The organism is Bradyrhizobium sp. 930_D9_N1_4 (assembly GCF_052076015.1).
Lineage (GTDB): Bacteria > Pseudomonadota > Alphaproteobacteria > Rhizobiales > Xanthobacteraceae > Bradyrhizobium.
The window spans coordinates 2,118,420-2,135,744 of sequence record NZ_CP197236.1 but is presented as its reverse complement, the minus strand read 5'-3'; the positions used below and the strand labels follow the sequence as shown (position 1 = coordinate 2,135,744).

17 protein-coding genes are annotated in these 17,325 nt (G+C 64.9%); 4 read left to right on the top strand and 13 right to left on the bottom strand.

The window, feature by feature from the left end; all coding sequences use genetic code 11:
- Positions 1-55: 55 nt before the first annotated feature.
- From ccoS to AB7532_RS09915, 10 genes are all read right to left on the bottom strand, one after another.
- Positions 56-226, bottom strand: a complete 171-nt coding sequence (ccoS, locus tag AB7532_RS09960; RefSeq protein ID WP_441234623.1) for a cbb3-type cytochrome oxidase assembly protein CcoS — start codon at positions 224-226, stop codon at positions 56-58.
- A complete protein-coding gene (locus AB7532_RS09955; protein ID WP_441234622.1) occupies positions 226-2,418 on the bottom strand; it encodes a cation-translocating P-type ATPase in 2,193 nt (730 codons plus the stop codon). The genes ccoS and AB7532_RS09955 overlap by 1 nt, the downstream gene beginning before the upstream one ends.
- 11 nt (positions 2,419-2,429) lie before the next feature.
- Entirely contained in the window at positions 2,430-2,915 is a 486-nt protein-coding gene (locus AB7532_RS09950) for a FixH family protein (RefSeq protein ID WP_441234621.1), read from the bottom strand.
- A gap of 15 nt (positions 2,916-2,930) precedes the next feature.
- Positions 2,931-4,397, bottom strand: a complete 1,467-nt coding sequence (ccoG, locus tag AB7532_RS09945) for a cytochrome c oxidase accessory protein CcoG (protein ID WP_441239227.1) — start codon at positions 4,395-4,397, stop codon at positions 2,931-2,933.
- A 111-nt stretch (positions 4,398-4,508) separates the two neighbouring features.
- On the bottom strand, positions 4,509-5,384 hold the full coding sequence (gene ccoP, locus AB7532_RS09940) for a cytochrome-c oxidase, cbb3-type subunit III (RefSeq protein WP_441234620.1): 876 nt from the start codon (positions 5,382-5,384) through the stop codon (positions 4,509-4,511).
- 6 nt (positions 5,385-5,390) lie between these two features.
- The gene (locus tag AB7532_RS09935) at positions 5,391-5,555 is read right to left on the bottom strand and encodes a cbb3-type cytochrome oxidase subunit 3 (protein WP_441234619.1); all 165 of its coding nucleotides are present in this window, start codon (positions 5,553-5,555) and stop codon (positions 5,391-5,393) included.
- Positions 5,556-5,568: 13 nt separating this feature from the next.
- Positions 5,569-6,303, bottom strand: coding sequence for a cytochrome-c oxidase, cbb3-type subunit II (gene ccoO / locus AB7532_RS09930; RefSeq protein ID WP_441234618.1), 735 nt, complete (start codon positions 6,301-6,303; stop codon positions 5,569-5,571).
- Positions 6,304-6,313: 10 nt separating this feature from the next.
- On the bottom strand, positions 6,314-7,963 hold the full coding sequence (gene ccoN, locus AB7532_RS09925) for a cytochrome-c oxidase, cbb3-type subunit I (RefSeq protein WP_441234617.1): 1,650 nt from the start codon (positions 7,961-7,963) through the stop codon (positions 6,314-6,316).
- Positions 7,964-8,219: 256 nt separating this feature from the next.
- On the bottom strand, positions 8,220-8,645 hold the full coding sequence (locus tag AB7532_RS09920; RefSeq protein WP_441234616.1) for a CBS domain-containing protein: 426 nt from the start codon (positions 8,643-8,645) through the stop codon (positions 8,220-8,222).
- 36 nt (positions 8,646-8,681) lie between these two features.
- On the bottom strand, positions 8,682-9,515 hold the full coding sequence (locus tag AB7532_RS09915) for a universal stress protein (protein WP_441234615.1): 834 nt from the start codon (positions 9,513-9,515) through the stop codon (positions 8,682-8,684).
- 192 nt (positions 9,516-9,707) lie between these two features.
- On the opposite strand from AB7532_RS09915, the gene fixL reads away from it, so the two are divergent.
- From fixL to AB7532_RS09895, 4 genes are all read left to right on the top strand, one after another.
- On the top strand, positions 9,708-11,237 hold the full coding sequence (fixL, locus tag AB7532_RS09910) for a sensor protein FixL (RefSeq protein ID WP_441234614.1): 1,530 nt from the start codon (positions 9,708-9,710) through the stop codon (positions 11,235-11,237).
- A gap of 3 nt (positions 11,238-11,240) precedes the next feature.
- Positions 11,241-11,858, top strand: a complete 618-nt coding sequence (fixJ, locus tag AB7532_RS09905) for a response regulator FixJ (protein WP_441234613.1) — start codon at positions 11,241-11,243, stop codon at positions 11,856-11,858.
- 59 nt (positions 11,859-11,917) lie between these two features.
- On the top strand, positions 11,918-12,340 hold the full coding sequence (locus tag AB7532_RS09900) for a response regulator (protein ID WP_441239226.1): 423 nt from the start codon (positions 11,918-11,920) through the stop codon (positions 12,338-12,340).
- Positions 12,341-12,443: 103 nt separating this feature from the next.
- The gene (locus AB7532_RS09895; protein ID WP_441234612.1) at positions 12,444-13,142 is read left to right on the top strand and encodes a helix-turn-helix domain-containing protein; all 699 of its coding nucleotides are present in this window, start codon (positions 12,444-12,446) and stop codon (positions 13,140-13,142) included.
- A gap of 40 nt (positions 13,143-13,182) precedes the next feature.
- Here AB7532_RS09895 and AB7532_RS09890 read toward each other — a convergent pair whose 3' ends face one another.
- From AB7532_RS09890 to AB7532_RS09880, 3 genes are read right to left on the bottom strand one after another with little or no spacing between them, the layout of a single operon-like run.
- Positions 13,183-14,493, bottom strand: a complete 1,311-nt coding sequence (locus tag AB7532_RS09890) for an MFS transporter (protein ID WP_441234611.1) — start codon at positions 14,491-14,493, stop codon at positions 13,183-13,185.
- Positions 14,494-14,514: 21 nt separating this feature from the next.
- Positions 14,515-15,039, bottom strand: coding sequence for a PRC-barrel domain-containing protein (locus AB7532_RS09885; protein WP_441234610.1), 525 nt, complete (start codon positions 15,037-15,039; stop codon positions 14,515-14,517).
- Positions 15,040-15,061: 22 nt separating this feature from the next.
- Complete coding sequence (locus AB7532_RS09880; protein ID WP_441234609.1) at positions 15,062-17,266, bottom strand: amylo-alpha-1,6-glucosidase; 2,205 nt, start codon at positions 17,264-17,266, stop codon at positions 15,062-15,064.
- Positions 17,267-17,325 lie beyond the last annotated feature (59 nt).

Below are 17,325 nucleotides of genomic sequence, written 5' to 3'. Positions count from 1 at the left end.
CATCGACTGCGGACACTCACGATCCGCAAGGCTTGTGGCAATTCGATGAACGCGTCTAGCGCTTGGCCGGCGCGTCCTGCGGCGGCGGCTCGTCATCCGCAATCGCGCGCCAGGCGGCGCCGTCGAGATCGTCGTACTGGCCGCTGCGGAGCGACCACAGGAAGGCGACGAGGCCGGCGCCTCCGAGCATCAGCGCCAATGGCACCAGGATGACCAGGATCTCCATCACAGCATCTCCCGCGAAGCGCCGCGCGCGCGCAACGAGTTCAGCATCACCAGGATCGACGATCCGCTCATGGCCGCCGCGGCGATCAGGGGCGTCACCACGCCGCTGATCGCGACCGGGACCGCGAGCACATTGTAACCGATGGCGAGCCAGAGATTCTGCCGCATCAGATGCAGCGCCTTGCGCGCGGAATCGATGGCCGAGACGACCGGGACCAGCGGCCGCCCGAGGAACACGAGATCGGCGGTGGCCTGGCTCAGATGCGCGGCCGAGATCGGCGACATCGAGACATGGGCGGCTGCCAGCGACGGCGCATCGTTCATGCCGTCGCCGACCATCAGCACCTTGACACCGCGCAGCTTCAGCTCCTCGATCCGCGCGATCTTGTCGGCGGGGGTGACGCCGGCGCGCCATTCGGGAATGCCGAGCGCATGCGCCGCCGCGATCACCGCCGGCTCGCGGTCGCCGGAGAGAATCTCGATGCCGATGTTGCGCGCCTTCAGCGCCGCGATCACGGCCTGCGCATCGGGGCGCAGGCCTTGACGCACCGAGAAGATGAATTTAGCGGGCCCCTTGCTGAACGCCACGATCGAGGCCTCGGGATCGAGATCGTCGGTCAGCCCGACGAGGCCCTCGGCGCCGCAGAAGGACGGGCGACCGAGACGGATCTCGACGCCATCCACCGTTGCCCGCACGCCCTGCCCGGCCTCCTCGACCGCGCCAACAACGGGCGATCTCGCGCCGGCGGCCTGCGCGACCGCGGCGGCGACCGGATGATGGCTCGACAGCGCGAGCCGGCCAGCGATCTCAAGAATATCGGCGGGGATGTCGGCCGCGTTGATTACATCGAGATCGGGCAACGTCAGCGTGCCGGTTTTGTCGAGGATGACGTGGTCGGCTTCCGCCAGCCGCTCGATCGCGTCGCCGGAGTTCAGCAGCACGCCGGCCTTGAACATTGCGCCCGAGGCCACCGTCTGCACGGTCGGGATCGCGAGCCCGAGCGCACAGGGACAGGTGATGATCAGCACGGCCACGCCGGTCACGATCGCATTATGCCAGCTCGCACCGAACAGGACCCAGCCCAAAATGGTGATCAGCGCGGTCGCATGCACCACCGGCGCATAGAGCCGCGAAGCGCGGTCGGCGAGCCGCATGTAGCGCGAACGCGCCTGCAGCGCTTTGTCGAGCAGCCGCGTGATCTCGGCGAGCAGCGTCGCCTCCGAGGCCGCCGAGACCCGCACCCGCAAGCTGCCGGAGATGTTCATCGAGCCGGCATAAACCGGCGTGCCCTGCCCGGCCGTGACATAGAGCGTCTCGCCAGTGATCAGGCTCTGGTCGATCTCGGAACGGCCCTCGATCACGGTGCCGTCGACCGCGCAACGCTCGCCGGGCCGCAGCAGCACGATGTCGCCGGGATGGATCGCAGCAACAGGCACCTGCGAGATCTCGCCGGGTCCGACAAACTTGGCCGCGGTCTCCGCCTTGAGCGCAGCGAGATTGCCGGCGACCGCGCGGGTCCGCCGACGCATGTTCTGGTCGAGGAAGCGACCGACCAAAAGGAATGTGAGCAGCATGATCGCCGCATCGAAGTAAGCGTGCTCGGCGTGGTTGATGGTCTCGACCACGGACATGCCGAGCGCGAGGCAGACGCCAATCGAGATCGGCACGTCCATGTTGGTGGTCTTGTTCGATAGCGCGCGCCAGGCCGAGCGGAAGAACGGCTGGCCGGCATAGGCGGCCGCCGGCAACGCGATCAGCGCCGACAGCCAATGGAAGAAATCGCGCTGCTCCGGCAGCATGTCCGAGACGTTGCCGGACCACACCGGGATCGACAGCATCATCACGTTCATGGTGGCGAAGGCGGCGATGCCGAGGCAGCGCAGCAGGAAGCGCGACTCCGCGACCTCGGTCGCCTCGGCGCTCTCGGTCTCGTAAGGGTAAGCCTTGTAGCCGAGCTCCTCGAGCCGGTCGATGAAGCGCGCCGGGTCGAGCGTGCCCTGCTTCCATTCCAGCGCGACGCGGCGATCGGTGAGGTTCACGCGCGCCAGCGTGACATCGGGAATGGCAGAGAGACCGCGCTCGATCTTGACCATGCAGCCGGCGCAGTGAACGCCCTCGACCGCGAGATCGATATGCTGCACACCCGCGCCTGCGGCCCGGACGTAATGCGAAAAATCCCGCGTGACCTGCATGGCGATGTCCCTCAGTTCAGGATCACGCGGTTGCGCGACATGAACACGCGCGTCCCCCGCGCCTCACCTTCGATGACGAGATCCCACTGCCCCGGTGCGACGGCGGCGGCCTTGCCGCGATAGATGCCGATGCCGGTCTCCGACAGCTCGACCGCGAGATCGGCGCGCTTGTCGGTCGGCCGCTCCAGGCGCCCGCCGAATTTCAGGCCGCTCATCGGCTGTCCCTTGGCGTCACGTGCATCGACCTGGAGCGTGGCGGCGCCATCGGCGCGGCGCTCGATATGGGCGTTGACCTGCCATTTGCGCGCCGCCTGGTCCTGCGCCGCCGAAATCTCGCGATCATAGGCGAGGCCCGCGGCATAGGGGCTGTCGACATCGGTGCCAGGCAGCGTCGCGATCGCAAGCTTCATCATGGTGACGTTGACGCCGATCACGAGCCCGAAGAAGGCGACCAGCATCAGGAACACTTTCGTTCCGGTCAGCGGCTTGGTGGCCATGGCAGTCTCCTGAACTTACGGCGCGACGAAATTGTCGGTGGCACTGGCGACTTCGCCTAGGCCGATATCGGTGACGTGGAAGCGCACGGGAATCGACTTCTCCGGATTGCTCTCCGCCGGAGCGGTGACCAGCAGACGCAGCTCGCTGGTGGTGTCACGCGGGATCACGATCATCGGCCGGTCGGGCGTCACGGAATCGACGCCGACGACATGCGTGGTCAGATTGGCCGGGCCGCTCGCGTCGATCGCGATGACGCGGTCGTAGCCGCTCTTGTTGAGCAGCCGTACGGTATAGGCGTTGCGGATCGAGCCGTCGCTGAGCCTGACCGCGACCGGATTGCGGTCGTGCAGCACGTTGACGTCGAGCAGGCTGCGGGTCGCCAGCGTATAGACCATGATGCCGCCGACCCCCGCGATGATCGCGCTGTAGGCGACGGTGCGGGCGCGAACGATGCGGTAGACCGGCGCCTTGCCTTCCTGGCGGCGCTGGATGTTGATGTCGCTGTCGTAGCCGATCAGCCGCTTCGGCCGGCCGATCTTGGTCATGACGTTGTCGCAGGCGTCGATGCAGAGCCCGCACTGGATGCATTCGAGCTGCGGTCCGTTGCGGATGTCGATGCCGGTCGGGCACACCGCGACGCATTGATAGCAATCGACGCAGTCACCGACATGTTCGCCCAGCGCGCGCAATTCGGCCGCCTTCTTCACGGACGTGCGCTTCTCGCCGCGGTCGTAGCGGTAGGTGACGTTGAGCGCCCATTCGTCGGTGAGCGCGGCCTGGATGCGCGGCCACGGACACATATAGGTGCAGACCTGCTCGCGCATGAAGCCGGCGAGCACATAGGTCGTCGCCGTCAGGATGGCGATCCAGATATAGGCGATGACAGGCGCCTGGAAGGTGACGAGCTCCTTCACCAGCGTCGGCGCGTCGTTGAAATACAGCACCCAGGCGCCGCCGGTCCACCACGCGATCAGCAGCCAGATCGAATGCTTGAGCACGATCTCGGAGATGCGCTCGAGCCTCATCGGATCGGACGATTTGTCCTTCTTCATCCGTTCGCGCCGGTCGCCCTCGACCAGCCGCTCGACGGCGTAGAACAGGTCGGTCCACACCGTTTGCGGACAGAGATAGCCGCACCAGATGCGGCCGCCGAGCGAGTTCATCAGGAACAGCGCCACCGCGGCGACGATCAGGAGACCCGTGAAGTAGTAGATCTCCTGCGGCCACAGCTCGATGAAGAAGAAGTAGAAGCGGCTGTTGGGCAGGTCGATCAGCACCGCCTGGCTGGGCGCGCCGAGGCCGCGGTTCCAGCGCACGAACGGCAGGAAGTAATAGACGCCGAGGCAGAATGCCATCAGGCCCCATTTGATCCGGCGGAAGGTGCCGGAGATGCTCTGGGGATACACCTTCTTCTGCGCCACGTAGAGCGGCGCGTTGTCGTCGTCCGATGTGAGGTCGTTCGGGTTCACGGTCTTGTTGATCGCTTCAGGCGTCTCGAAAGGTGCGATTAAACCTAGACCCGACGCGGCAGCGTCGATTGATCCAGCTCAAACGGGGGCATTTTTGTTCACCCCCCGCTTGCTTCCATTCGGCTATTTTCCGCCGCCCAGCGAGTGGACGTAGACGGCCATCGCCTTGATGGTGGCGGGGTCAAGCCGCCCTTCCCAGGCCGGCATGACGCCGGCGCGGCCCAGGCTGATGGTCTCGACCAGGGTCGCCTCGTCCGAGCCGTAGAGCCAGATCTTGTCGGTCAGATCAGGGGCGCCCATCTCCTGGTTGCCCTTGCCGCCGTCGCCGTGGCACGCTACGCAATTCTCCGCGAAGATCTTCTCGCCCTTGGCCGCGTCATAGCCCTTGCGGGTCGGCAGGCCCGACAGCGCGCGCACGTAATTGGCGACCGTGGCGATCTCGTCGCCCTTCAGCACGGCGTCCTTGCCGAAGGCGAGCATCTGGCCCTCATGCGTCTTGGCATGACCCGAGCGCACGCCGAACTGGATGGTCTGCATGATCTGGTCGAGCGTGCCGCCCCACAGCCAGTCGTCGTCGTTCAGATTCGGATAGCCCTTGGCGCCGGCGCCGCCGGAGCCGTGGCACGGCGCGCAATTGTCGCCGAACACGGTCTTGCCCTTGGCCCGCGCAAGCGCCAGCAGAGCCGGGTCCTTCTCGATGTCGGCGAGCGAGGCCTTGCCCAGCACCGCCATCTTGTCACCCCGGATCTTCTCGAGATTGGCAAGCTCGACCGCGACGTCGGCCCGCGTCGAATAGCCGAACAGGCCGGTGGTATTGCTCGAAATCAGCGGCCAGGCCGGATAGACGATCCAGTAGCCGATCGCCCAGACGATGGTGAGGTAGAACGAGATCACCCACCAGCGCGGCAGCGGCGTGTTCAGCTCCTTGATGCCGTCCCACTCGTGCCCGGTCGTGGACTTGCCGGTGACGGAATCGATGTCGTGATGATGATCGGTCATGATCTCTCATTCCTCCCGCAACGGCAGCTGTGCCGCTTCGTCGAAAGCGGCCTTGTTGCGGGGCCATAATGCGTAGGTGATGATCGCGAGAAAGATCGCGACGAACACCGGCGTCCAGATCGTGGTGACGAGACCGGACGCGAGATTGTCGAGTGTGAGGATGGCTTTCATCGTTCATGCCTTCTCAGCGAAGATTGGCTTTCTCGTTGTAGATCTTGAAGTCGACCAGCGTGCCGAGCATCTGCAAATACGCGATCAGGGCGTCCATCTCGGTCGGCGTGCCGGCCTTGCCGTCGAAATTGCGCACGACGGCCTTGGCGTAGCGCTTGGTGAAGGCGTCGGAGCCGGCATTGTCAGGATCGGCCTGCGCCTTCAGGTCGGCGCCTGCGCTCGCGATCTGGTCGTCGGTGTAGGGCGTGCCGACGGCCTTCAGCGTGCGCATGTGGTCGGCGATCATATCCGGATCCACTTCGGTCGCGCTGAGGAACGGATAGCCCGGCATCACCGATTGCGGCACGATCGCGCGTGGGTTGGTCAGATGGGTGACGTGCCAGTCGTCGGAATATTTGGCGCCGACGCGAGCGAGATCGGGACCGGTGCGTTTCGAGCCCCACTGGAACGGGTGGTCGTACATGCTCTCGGCGGCGAGCGAGTAGTGGCCGTAGCGTTCGACCTCGTCGCGCAAGGGACGAATCATCTGCGAATGGCAGAGATAGCAGCCTTCGCGGACATAGACGTTGCGGCCCGCGAGCTCCAGCGGCGTGTACGGCCTGACGCCGTCGACCGCCTCGATCGTGCTCTTGAGATAGAACAGCGGCGTGATCTCGACGAGACCGCCGATCGCGATCACCAGCAGAATGCCGACGATCAGGACGATCGAGTTCTTCTCGAAGATTTGGTGGCGCGTCCAGAACGACATGGAGAACTCCTCATTCCGCCGGTTGAAGCGCGACGGGCATCTGGACCTCCTGTTCGCCGACGCGAACGGTCATCCAGAGATTGTAGGCCATGATCAGCGCGCCGATCAGGAACAGCCCGCCGCCGGCAGCGCGGATGATGTAGAAGGGGTGCATCGCCTCGACGCTCTCGATGAAGGAATATTCGAGGAAGCCCAGCGAGGTGTAGGCGCGCCACATCAGGCCCTGAAGGATGCCGGAGACCCACATCGCCGAGATGTAGAGAACGATGCCAAGCGTCGCGATCCAGAAGTGCCAGTTGACCAGCTTGAGGCTGTAGAGGCCTTTGCGATTCCAGATCCACGGCACCATGCAGTAGAGCGCGCCGAAGGAGACGAAGCCGACCCAGCCGAGCGCGCCGGAATGCACGTGGCCGATGGTCCAGTCGGTGTAGTGGCTGAGCGAGTTCACCACCTTGATCGACATCATCGGGCCTTCGAAGGTCGACATGCCGTAGAAGGCGACGGAGACGACAAGCATGCGCAGCACGGGGTCGGTGCGCAGCTTGTCCCAGGCGCCCGACAGCGTCATCAGGCCGTTGATCATGCCGCCCCAGGACGGCATCCACAGCATGATCGAGAAGGTCATGCCGAGCGTCTGCGTCCAGTCCGGCAGCGCCGTGTAGTGCAGGTGGTGCGGGCCGGCCCAGATGTAGAGGAAGATCAGCGCCCAGAAATGGATGATCGACAGACGATAGGAATAGACCGGCCGCTCCGCGCGCTTCGGAATGAAGTAGTACATGATGGCGAGGAAGCCGGCGGTCAGGAAGAAGCCGACCGCGTTGTGGCCGTACCACCACTGGAACATGGCGTCCTGGATGCCGCCCCAGGCGACGTAGGACTTCGAGCCGAACACCGAGACGGGCAGCGCGGGATTGTTGCCGAGATGCAGCACTGCGATTGTCACGATGAAGGCGAGATAGAACCAGTTCGCGACGAAGATGTGCGGCTCTTTCCGCCTGATCACGGTCACGAGGAAGACCAGCAGATACGTCACCCAGACGATGGTCAGCCACAGATCGGCATACCATTCCGGCTCGGCATATTCCTTCGACTGGGTGACGCCCAGCAGATAGCCGGTGCCGGCGACCAGGATGAAATAATTGTACCCGAGCACGACGAACCAGGGTGCGAGCTCGCCGGCGAGACGCACGCGGCAGGATTTCTGCACGACATAGAAGGAGGTGCCGATCAGCACGTTGCCGCCGAACGCGAAGATCACCGCGGAGGTGTGCAGCGGCCGCAGACGGCCGAAGCTGGTCCAGGGCAGGTCGAAATTCAGCGCCGGCCAAGCCAGCTGCGAGGCGATGATGAGGCCGACCAGGAAGCCGGCGATGCCCCAGACCATCGCCATCACGGCGGTGAACTTGATCGGACCCATATTGTAATTGGGGCGGCCGTTGATCTCCTTCGGCGGCAACTCCGCCGGGCGATCGAAATAGCGGTTGATGATGCCGAACACCACGACAAGGCTCGCCGCGGCGCTCAAGCCCGCATGGAAGGCGAACGGCGCATCCAGCGCCTTGGCCGAGGCGATCACGCAGAGAAAGGCGGCGACTGCGAACACCACAGCCAGGCCGCTTTCACCAATGGTCATGGATTTCGAGATGGAGGGCTGGGGCATCGCGGATTCTCTTTCGAAAGAACACGGAGCCAGAAACCACATTCACCCTCGCGGGGAATTGATTGAAATCAAGATATGCGTTTTGGTTCTGAGTATCCGGCGGGCTTTTTCCGGGAGAGTCCCGTATTTCTGCGGAGCCGCCAGTTGAACCGCTCTCGTAGGGTGGGCAAAGGCGCACTTGCGCCGTGCCCACCACCTCTTCATGATCGCAAAATGTGCGTGGGCACGCTTCGCTTTGCCCATTCTACGAGGGAGATCACTCCCCCGCCGTCGCCTTCAGCGCTTTGATCACGTCCTCGCGGGCGATGATGCCGGCCAGCTTCTGCGCACCGTCGAGCACGATGATGCTCCGGATGCGGTGCTCGACCATGATCTGGAGCACGCGCGTCAGCCGCGTATCGGGACTGACATAGATGAATTCGGGCGTCATGACGTCGCCGATCCTGCGGCTCATCAGGTCGTGGTAGCGCGGCAACATTTGGCTCGGTGAGAACGCGAAGCACTTCAGGATGTCGAATTTGGTGACGATGCCGACCACCTGCCCGTCGTCCTCGACCGGATAGGAGTTGAAATCGTCGGTTTCGAACATCTCGCTGAGTGCGAGCAGGTCCTGATCGCGCTGCACCGTCCTGACGTTGCGCGTCATGTAGCCGTCGACGGTCTCTTCGAGAAACTTGTACACGGCGCTTCCTCCGATTTTGTTTTTGGCCGGCGGCCGTCAGTGCGACAGCAGCACGCAACGGGAGGATTGCGTGACGAGATATTCGGTGACGCCGCCGAGGATCAGCTCGCGAAAGCGCGAATGACCATAGGCGCCCGCGACGATCAGGCCGGCGCCGACGTCGCCGGCAATTCTCTCCAATCGCATGGCGGTGGCTTCGCGTCCCGCTATGTCCGGAACGCGTGCGGTCGCGGTGATGCCGTGACGGGCGAGCCAGGCGGCAACGTCGGTGACGCCGGCCACCATGGCCGAACGGTCGTCACCCTGTTCCGGAATTTCGACGACGGCGACATTCCTGGCTTTGCGCATCATCGGCAACGCAGCAGCCACGGCCCGCCGCGATTCCGGTGTGTCCTTCCACGCCACCAGCACGCTGCGCAGATCGAGCCAGTTGATCCGGTCCGGCACCACGAGCAGCGGACGGCCCGCCTGCATCACCAGGTCCTTGGGGCTTGCCAGCGCGAAGGCGTCGGAGAAAGCCGGGCTGTGTCCGCCGCTGACGATGATGTCGGCACAGCGCGCCTGCGCCAGCACGAATCGCGCCGGAAAATCCATGGCACTGCGCCACTCCGCGCGGCCGCCGCGATTTTGCGTGGCGGCACGGAACTGAGCCTCCAGATCGGCAAGACGCGTCTTGATGGAAGCCTCCTCCTGATCGATCAGGCTCTGCGCCGCGGCGCCGTCGGCAAAATAGAGCGGCGGCGCGAACCGCGCTGCGGCAACCCCGATGAGAGCCGCCTCGAATCGCTCGGCGAGCTCGCCCGCGACCTGAAGACGCGCCTCATTGGGCTGATCGAGCGCCAGACTGACCATCACGGTCGCATATGTCATCGGGTATCTCCGCACAGCTGTGAACTGACGGGAAATCTAGCCTCGCCGGGACCGAGCGAGATGAGGCAGATCAAATTGGCGGGCGCCTTGCCGGAAATCCGCCAATGGACTCAGACATCCGAACTTGCCTCCGGCGGAGCCATGGGCGAAATTGCGGCCACGATGGCGGCAAATCAGCTGGCCATGAGACAAATGGAGCCACCGCTTGTGCCGACCCGTGTAACGCATCCGCCGGACGACAGTCGCGGCGAGCATTTCCGGGTCCGGATCGAGGGGTTCGGCGTCGGCACCTGGGATCTCGATCTCACGACACGGGAATTGGACTGGTCGGATACGGCCAGCAGCCTGCTCGGTGTCGAGCAGGGCCAACCGGCGAACTACGATCTCTTCCTGTCACGCCTCGAACCCAAGGACCGCGAACGGGTGGAGAGTGCGATCAAGCGCGTTTCCGAACGCGGCGGCAGCTTTGACGTCTCCTTCAGGGTTTCGAACGATTCCGGCAGCGGACAGTGGATCCGCGCCCGGGCGGGAGTCATTCGCGACGACGCCGGCGTCGCCCGTCATCTCAGCGGCATCCTCCTCGACATCGACGAGGAGAAGCAGGTCGAGGAAGCGCTGCGCACGCGCGAGACCCACCTCCGCTCCATCCTTCACACCATTCCCGATGCCATGATCGTCATCGACGGCCACGGCATCATGCAGCTGTTCAGCACGGCCGCCGAGCGCCTGTTCGGCTGGTCCGAGCACGAAGCCATCGGCCAGAACGTCAGCATCCTGATGCCGGAGCCGGATCGCGGCCGCCACGACAGCTACATCGCGCGCTATCGCACGACCAGCGATCCGCACATCATCGGCATCGGCCGCATCGTGACCGGCAAGCGCCGCGACGGCACCACTTTCCCGATGCATCTGTCGATCGGCGAGATGGAGTCCGGCGGGCAACCCTATTTCACGGGCTTCGTCCGCGACCTCACCGAGCACCAGCAGACCCAGGCGAGGCTCCAGGAATTGCAGTCCGAGCTCGTCCACGTCTCGCGGTTGACCGCGATGGGCGAAATGGCCTCCGCGCTCGCCCACGAGATCAACCAGCCGCTCGCCGCAATCAGCAACTACATGAAGGGCTCGCGGCGGCTGCTCGCCGGCAGCAGCGATCCCAACACGCCGAAGATCGAGAGCGCGATGGATCGCGCGGCGGAGCAGGCCTTGCGCGCCGGCCAGATCATCCGGCGCCTGCGCGACTTCGTCTCGCGCGGCGAGTCCGAGAAGCGGGTCGAGAGCCTGTCCAAGCTGATCGAGGAAGCCGGCGCGCTCGGTCTTGCCGGCGCGCGCGAGCAGAACGTGCAGCTTCGTTTCAGCCTCGATCCGAACGCCGATCTCGTCCTCGCCGACCGCGTGCAGATCCAGCAAGTGCTGGTCAATCTGTTCCGCAACGCGCTGGAGGCAATGGCGCAATCGCCGCGGCGCGAGCTCGTCGTTGCCAACACGCGCGTCGCCGACGACATGATCGAGATCGAGGTCGCCGACACCGGCTCCGGTTTCCAGGACGACGTCATTCCGAACCTGTTCCAGACTTTCTTCACCACCAAAGACACCGGCATGGGGGTGGGACTGTCCATCAGCCGTTCGATCATCGAAGCTCACGGCGGCCGCATGTGGGCCGAGAGCAACGCATCGGGCGGCGCGACATTCCGCTTCACACTGCCGGCAGCCGACGAGACCTGAGCAATGACGACCAAGGGACATGTCTACGTCATCGACGACGACGCCGCGATGCGGGACTCGCTGAGCTTCCTGCTGGAATCCTCCGGCCTCAGTGTCACGCTGTTCGACAACGCGCAAAACTTCCTCGACGCCTTGCCCGGCCTCGCCTTCGGTTGCGTCGTCTCCGACGTGCGCATGCCCGGCCTCGACGGCATCGAGCTGTTGAAGCGGATGAAAGCGCAGGCCAGCCCGTTTCCGATCCTGATCATGACCGGGCACGGCGACGTGCCCCTCGCAGTCGAGGCGATGAAGCTCGGGGCGGTCGATTTTCTCGAGAAGCCTTTCGAGGACGATCGCCTCACCGCCATGATCGAGACCGCGATCCGTCAGGCCGAGCCGGCGGCCAAGAACGAGGCCATCGCACAGGACGTCGCCGCCCGCGTCGCGTCCCTGAGCCCCAGAGAGCGCCAGGTCATGGAGGGCCTGATCGCCGGCCTGTCCAACAAGCTGATCGCCCGCGACTACGACATCAGTCCCCGCACCATCGAGGTCTACCGGGCCAATGTCATGACCAAGATGCAGGCGGGCAGCCTGTCGGAGCTGGTCCGGCTGGCGATGCGCGCCGGCATGCTGAAGGATTGAGGCAAGCGGGCTTGAGCCAAGTCAATTCGGCCCGCGCCGGCTGTGATAGCCAAGGCTGCATGATCGAGATTGGCTCGCACCCCCAGCGGCTCCCAATGATTTCAGCGGCAAAGCCCACCATCTATGTGGTCGACGATGATGCCGCCGTCCTGGGCTCCCTGCAATTTCTGCTGGAAACCGACGGTTTTGCCGTGCGGACCTTCAGGAATGCGGCCGCCCTGCTCAATGCCGGCGGCGCCCCGGGGGCCGACTGCTATGTGATCGACTACAAGATGCCCGACATCAACGGCATCGAGCTGGCCGGCCGGCTGCGCCAGTTCGACGAGGGCACGCCCGTGATCCTGATCACCGGCTATCCCGACCGCAATATCTCAGCCCGGGCGGCGGCGGCAGGCGTCAAAGACGTGGTTTTGAAGCCGCTTCTGGACGAAAACCTGGTCAAGCGCATCCGTCACGCCATCCAGGCCCGCCGCGGAAATTGACCTACGGGATTGTACGTAAGGCAACCTCCTTAAGATATCGCGCGAAATTTTCGAAGCACCTGTTACCGCGTACCAAAGCGTCATCACAACGGAGATGGCGCAGATGCTGACCGAGACGCTCAACACCCAGGCGATCAACACGCAAGTTCGTGGCAAGATCGCCCCTGCCCATCCCGTGACCGACCAGTTCGGCGCGATCACCGGCCATGTCGGTCTCGTCGCCACCGAGTTCTCCTACCGCAAGGAGGAGGAGATCTACGGCGAGGACGAGCCGGCAGAGTATGTCTACCAGGTCGTCACCGGCGCCGTGCGCAGTTACAAGCTCCTCTCCGACGGCCGCCGCCAGATCGGCGCCTTCCATCTTCCCGGCGACGTGTTCGGCCTCGAATCCGGCTCGACCCACCGCCTCGCCGCCGAAGCGATCATCGACACCAATGTGCGCCTCGTGAAGCGCGCGAGCCTGGAGAAGGCCGCCGGCACCGACGTGCAGGTCGCCCGCAAGCTCTGGGCCATCACCGCCGGCGAGCTGCGTCACGCCGAAGACCACATGCTGCTGCTCGGACGCAAGACCGCGATGGAGCGCGTTGCGACCTTCCTGCTTGAAATGGACCGCCGCCTCGCGGTGGCCGGCATGATGGCGCTGCCGATGTGCCGTCGCGACATCGGCGACTATCTCGGCCTGACGCTGGAAACCGTCTCGCGCGCGCTGTCGCAGCTCCACGCCCAGGGCATTCTGGGCTTCTCCGGCGCCCGCCAGATCGTGCTGCGCAACCGGGGGCGCCTGCACAATCTCGACGCCTGATATCTGTCTTCCCCCCACTTATTTGGCCGGTTGACGTCGTTCAGCCGGCCACTTCTTTTGTGGCGACGAAGCTTGTGCGGCGCGTCTCCGGCATCACGAGCAGAATCAGAAGAAATCCCGTCGCAGCGATGCTCGCCAGCCCGAAGAAGGCCGTGGCGTTGCCGAATTTATCGCTGACATAGCCGCCGAGCGCCGTACTCAGCGACGCGCCGATGCCCGTTGCCGTGCCGACGATGCCCTGCGCCAGATTGAAATGTCCGCTGCCGAAAGCGACATCGGCCACGATCAACGGAATCATCACCGCGAACACCGCGGCCGTGAAGCCGTCAAACACCTGTACCAGCACCAGCAGATAGGGATCGCGTACGGTTGCGAACAGCGCGCCGCGGATCGCCAGCGCGCCGAATCCGATCAGCAGCAACGGCCGCCGGCCCCAGAGCTGCGCCTTGCGACCGACGGTCGGCGATAGCAGCGCGACAATGGCCTGCGGCACGACGATGCAGAACGCGACCAGCACGGTCGCCCACTGGCTCGACCGCGCCGTTACCGCACTCGCCATCAGTGGCATCATCGCAGCGTTCGCCAGCTGCAACAGCAGCACGCTCAGCGCGAAAATGATCAGCGGCTTTTGCCGGATCAGATGCCAGAGATTGGTATCGCCGCGATCCTCCGCCTCGCGCGGCATCTCGCCGTGACAGCGCCTGATATCCACCTCCTCCTCGCGGATACGCGACAGCGCGATCAGGGTCGGAATCACCAGCAGGAAGGTGACAAGAAAGACCGAGCGGCTCGACAGCAAATAGCCTGCGGTGCCCATCACCGCAGCGGCAACGCCGTTGCCAAGCGACGCAAACCGCGCGTTGCGGCCGAGCCGCTCGCCAATCGCGAACGGACCGACGAGACCGAGACTGATCGCGGCAATCGCCGGTCCGAGCACGCAGCTCGCCGCCGCGTGAAGCGTTGCGGCGGCCACCACCACGGGGAAGATCGGCATCGCCGCATAAGCGAGTGCGCAACAGCCGATGGTCGCAATCGCGAGTCCGGCCACCAGCCGCTCGGATTTTGCGGCATCGATGATCGCGCCGCCCGGCATCTGACCGATCAGGGCGACGATGCCGCCAATCGACAGCACCAGGCCGATCTCGACCTGGGTCCATTTCTGCGTCGTGAGGTAAACCGCGATGAAGGGACCGAACCCGGTCTGTACATCGGCAAGGAAGAAGATGAACCAGTCGAGGCCGCGCAGGCTCTGCCGCGACGGCGCCGGAAGGCCCGCAGGCGGAGGCCCGGCGACGTTGTCCTGTTCAACGCGGCCTTCGCGATCTGCATGGTTCGGCTTCGACAAGAGCACAGACGGACAGCCCTCCCTCCGTCACTGAACGGCTTGCAGCGGTTGAAGGCTGCCGGACGCGCCGAGCACGACCATTGGTGTGTCTTCCTTGTACTCGGGCGCGGCGGCAACCTGCGCCTTGGTCAGTTCCAGCGTGATGCTGTCCTTCTTGTTGACAATCTTTCCGAACCGCATGGCGTTCCAATCCACCACGATCTTGCGGCTGCCGACGCCGAGGAACCCGCCGAAATCGATCACGGCGGCGCGCACGTGGCCGGTGCGGTCGACGATGATGTCGACGATGCGGCCCATGTCCTCGTCGGCGGCGCTACGCACATCGCGACCGAGCACGCCGTGGGCATCGCTCGCGCCGATGATGGTCACCGAGGGCGGCGGCGCACCGTCTTTCGGCGTAATGGTCACGGTAGACGCCGGCGGCTGCGCCGTGGCCGGCGCATTCGCCTCACTCGGAGGCGTCGTGGGCGTCTCCTCCGCCGCGCGGGAAACGGCAACCGTCAGGCCCGCGACGATCGCCACGCTCAGGACCAACCATCCAACGGTACGCATGACACCCTCCTCGCTGGCGCCGCTAGCGCGCCAGCACGATCGACACCTGGATCTGTCCGCGCGTGCGCAGCACTTCCAGGGCAACGTCGTCGCCGTGGCGGCTGACGCGCAGGTCGACGCTGGACTCGCCGAGGCGCAGATCGCGCAAAATCACCTCGTGCAGGAACGCCGGCAGATGCGGGTTGCGCAGGCGAATCTCGCCGCGCGCGACGTCGAACTCGATGCCGAGCGCGGCCTCCAGCAGCGTGAACGGCGTCGCGCTGGCCCATGCCTGCGGCGCGCAAGCCACCGGATAGAGCGTCGGGCCGCGCCGCTTCTCGCGGCGGAAGCCGCAGAACAATTCGGGCAGCCGCCGCAGATCCATATAGGTCGCGGCGTCGAACAGCCCCTTGAAAACATGAGCGACCGAATGCTTGAGACCGTAACGCGCAAGCCCGAGCGCGATCAGCGCGTTGTCGTGCGGCCAGATCGAGCCGTCATGATAGGACATCGGATTGTAGCGCACCTCGCCCACCGCGACGGTGCGGATACCCCAGCCCGAGAAGAAATGCGGACCCATCAGGTCGGCCGCGACCAGCCGGGCACGGTCCTCGCGGATCATGCCTGAGAACAGTACCTGTCCGGCATTGGAGGTCCGCACCTTGCAGGGCCGCTTCTTGCCATCGAGCGCGAGCGCGTAGGTGCCAAGCTCCTCGCACCAGAACGCCTTTTCGAAGCGCTCGGCCAGCGCCTCGGCTTGCGCCTCGAGCTTTTTCGCGAGATCAGGCTTGCCGAGCTTCAGCGCACAGCGCGCCGCGAGATGCTTGGCGGCAAAGACGTAGCCCTGCACTTCCGCCAGCGCGAGATTGCCCTCGGCAAGCTGGCCGTCGGCGTGGAAGATTGCATCGTACGAGTCTTTCCAGCCTTGATTTGCCAGACCCTTCTCGGTGGCGCGCTGATATTCGACGAAGCCGTCCTGATCGGGGTCGCCGGGACCGTCGATCCAGGCAAGCCCCGCCTCGATCGAGGGCCACAGCTCCGTCAATGTCTTCTCGTCGCCGGTGCGCTCGAAATAACTGCCGGCCAGCAGGACGAACAAGGCGGTGGAATCGACGCTGCCGTAATATTGCGCGAACGGCACCTCCCGCAACGCGGCCATCTCGCCGCCGCGCATCTCGTGTAGAATTTTTCCCGGCGCCGCATCGTTGGCAGGATCGACAGCCTTGGCCTGGAAATGCGCGAGCCGCCGCAGCACACCCTTGGCGACGCGCGGGTCGACCCACAGCATCTGCAGCGCGGTGATGAGGCCGTCGCGGCCGAACGTCGTCGAATACCAGGGAATGCCGGCATAGGGATAACGCCCCTGCGGCGTCTCCGTCATCAGCATGTTGAGGTCGGCCATGGCCTGGCACAGCACCTCGTTGAAGATGTTGTTGGAGGTCTCGATGCTGGCCGCGCCCACGGTGGATTGCCGCATCTCGCGGCGATGCGCCAGCAGCCCCCTGAAGAAACGCGCCGGCTTCTCCGCGACGGGCCGGTTGCAGGACGCCGCCACGAACAGAGACTTCGACTCGTGCGGGTCCAGCTCGATCTGCCAGGTCGCGGCATTCACCGACAGCCTTGTCGGATGCGGATCGAAATGCAGGCCCGTGGTGCGCTCGGCATCGTCGAGGCCGCGATATTCGAACAGCACGTCGGCCGGGCCGAGCAGCTTGCTGGTGCCGGTGCCGCGGCGCGGGCGCCGCTCGCCGCGCACCTCGAACAGATCGGCGAAATCGTTGTCGAACAGCAACGTCAGCTCGAAGCTGGCCCGCCGGTCGCCGTGGTTCTGCACGCCGATGCGTTGATAGGCCGTGCCGTGCCACAGGAAGATCGTGCGCACGATGTGCAGCAGATCCTTCTGAAGCACGATGCGGCCCTGGCGATAGATATCGGGATTGGTAAGATCGACCGTCAACGCCGAATTGTCGTCGCGCAGATTGGAGCCGAGCAGCAGCGGCTGGAGGTCGTCGAGCACGAGCTCGAGCCGCGCCAGATAGCGCGTGTCGTGATTGAACAGACCATCGGGCCCGCCCGCGGACGCGCCGATGTCGCCATGGCTGTCCAGCACGATGAAGGTGTCGTCGTGCTTGAGCGAGCGGCGGGGCCGCGCGGCGGGCCCCGTCATCGGAATGTAGAACGCCTGCTCCGCCACGGCCTCCGCCGTCTGCGACGCCGGGATGATCTTGGTTGCGGCTTCGGCTGCCATGAGCTGCTCCCCTGCTGCCAGTGTTTCGAACGCGACCAACGCAGACGCAACAGTTGGGT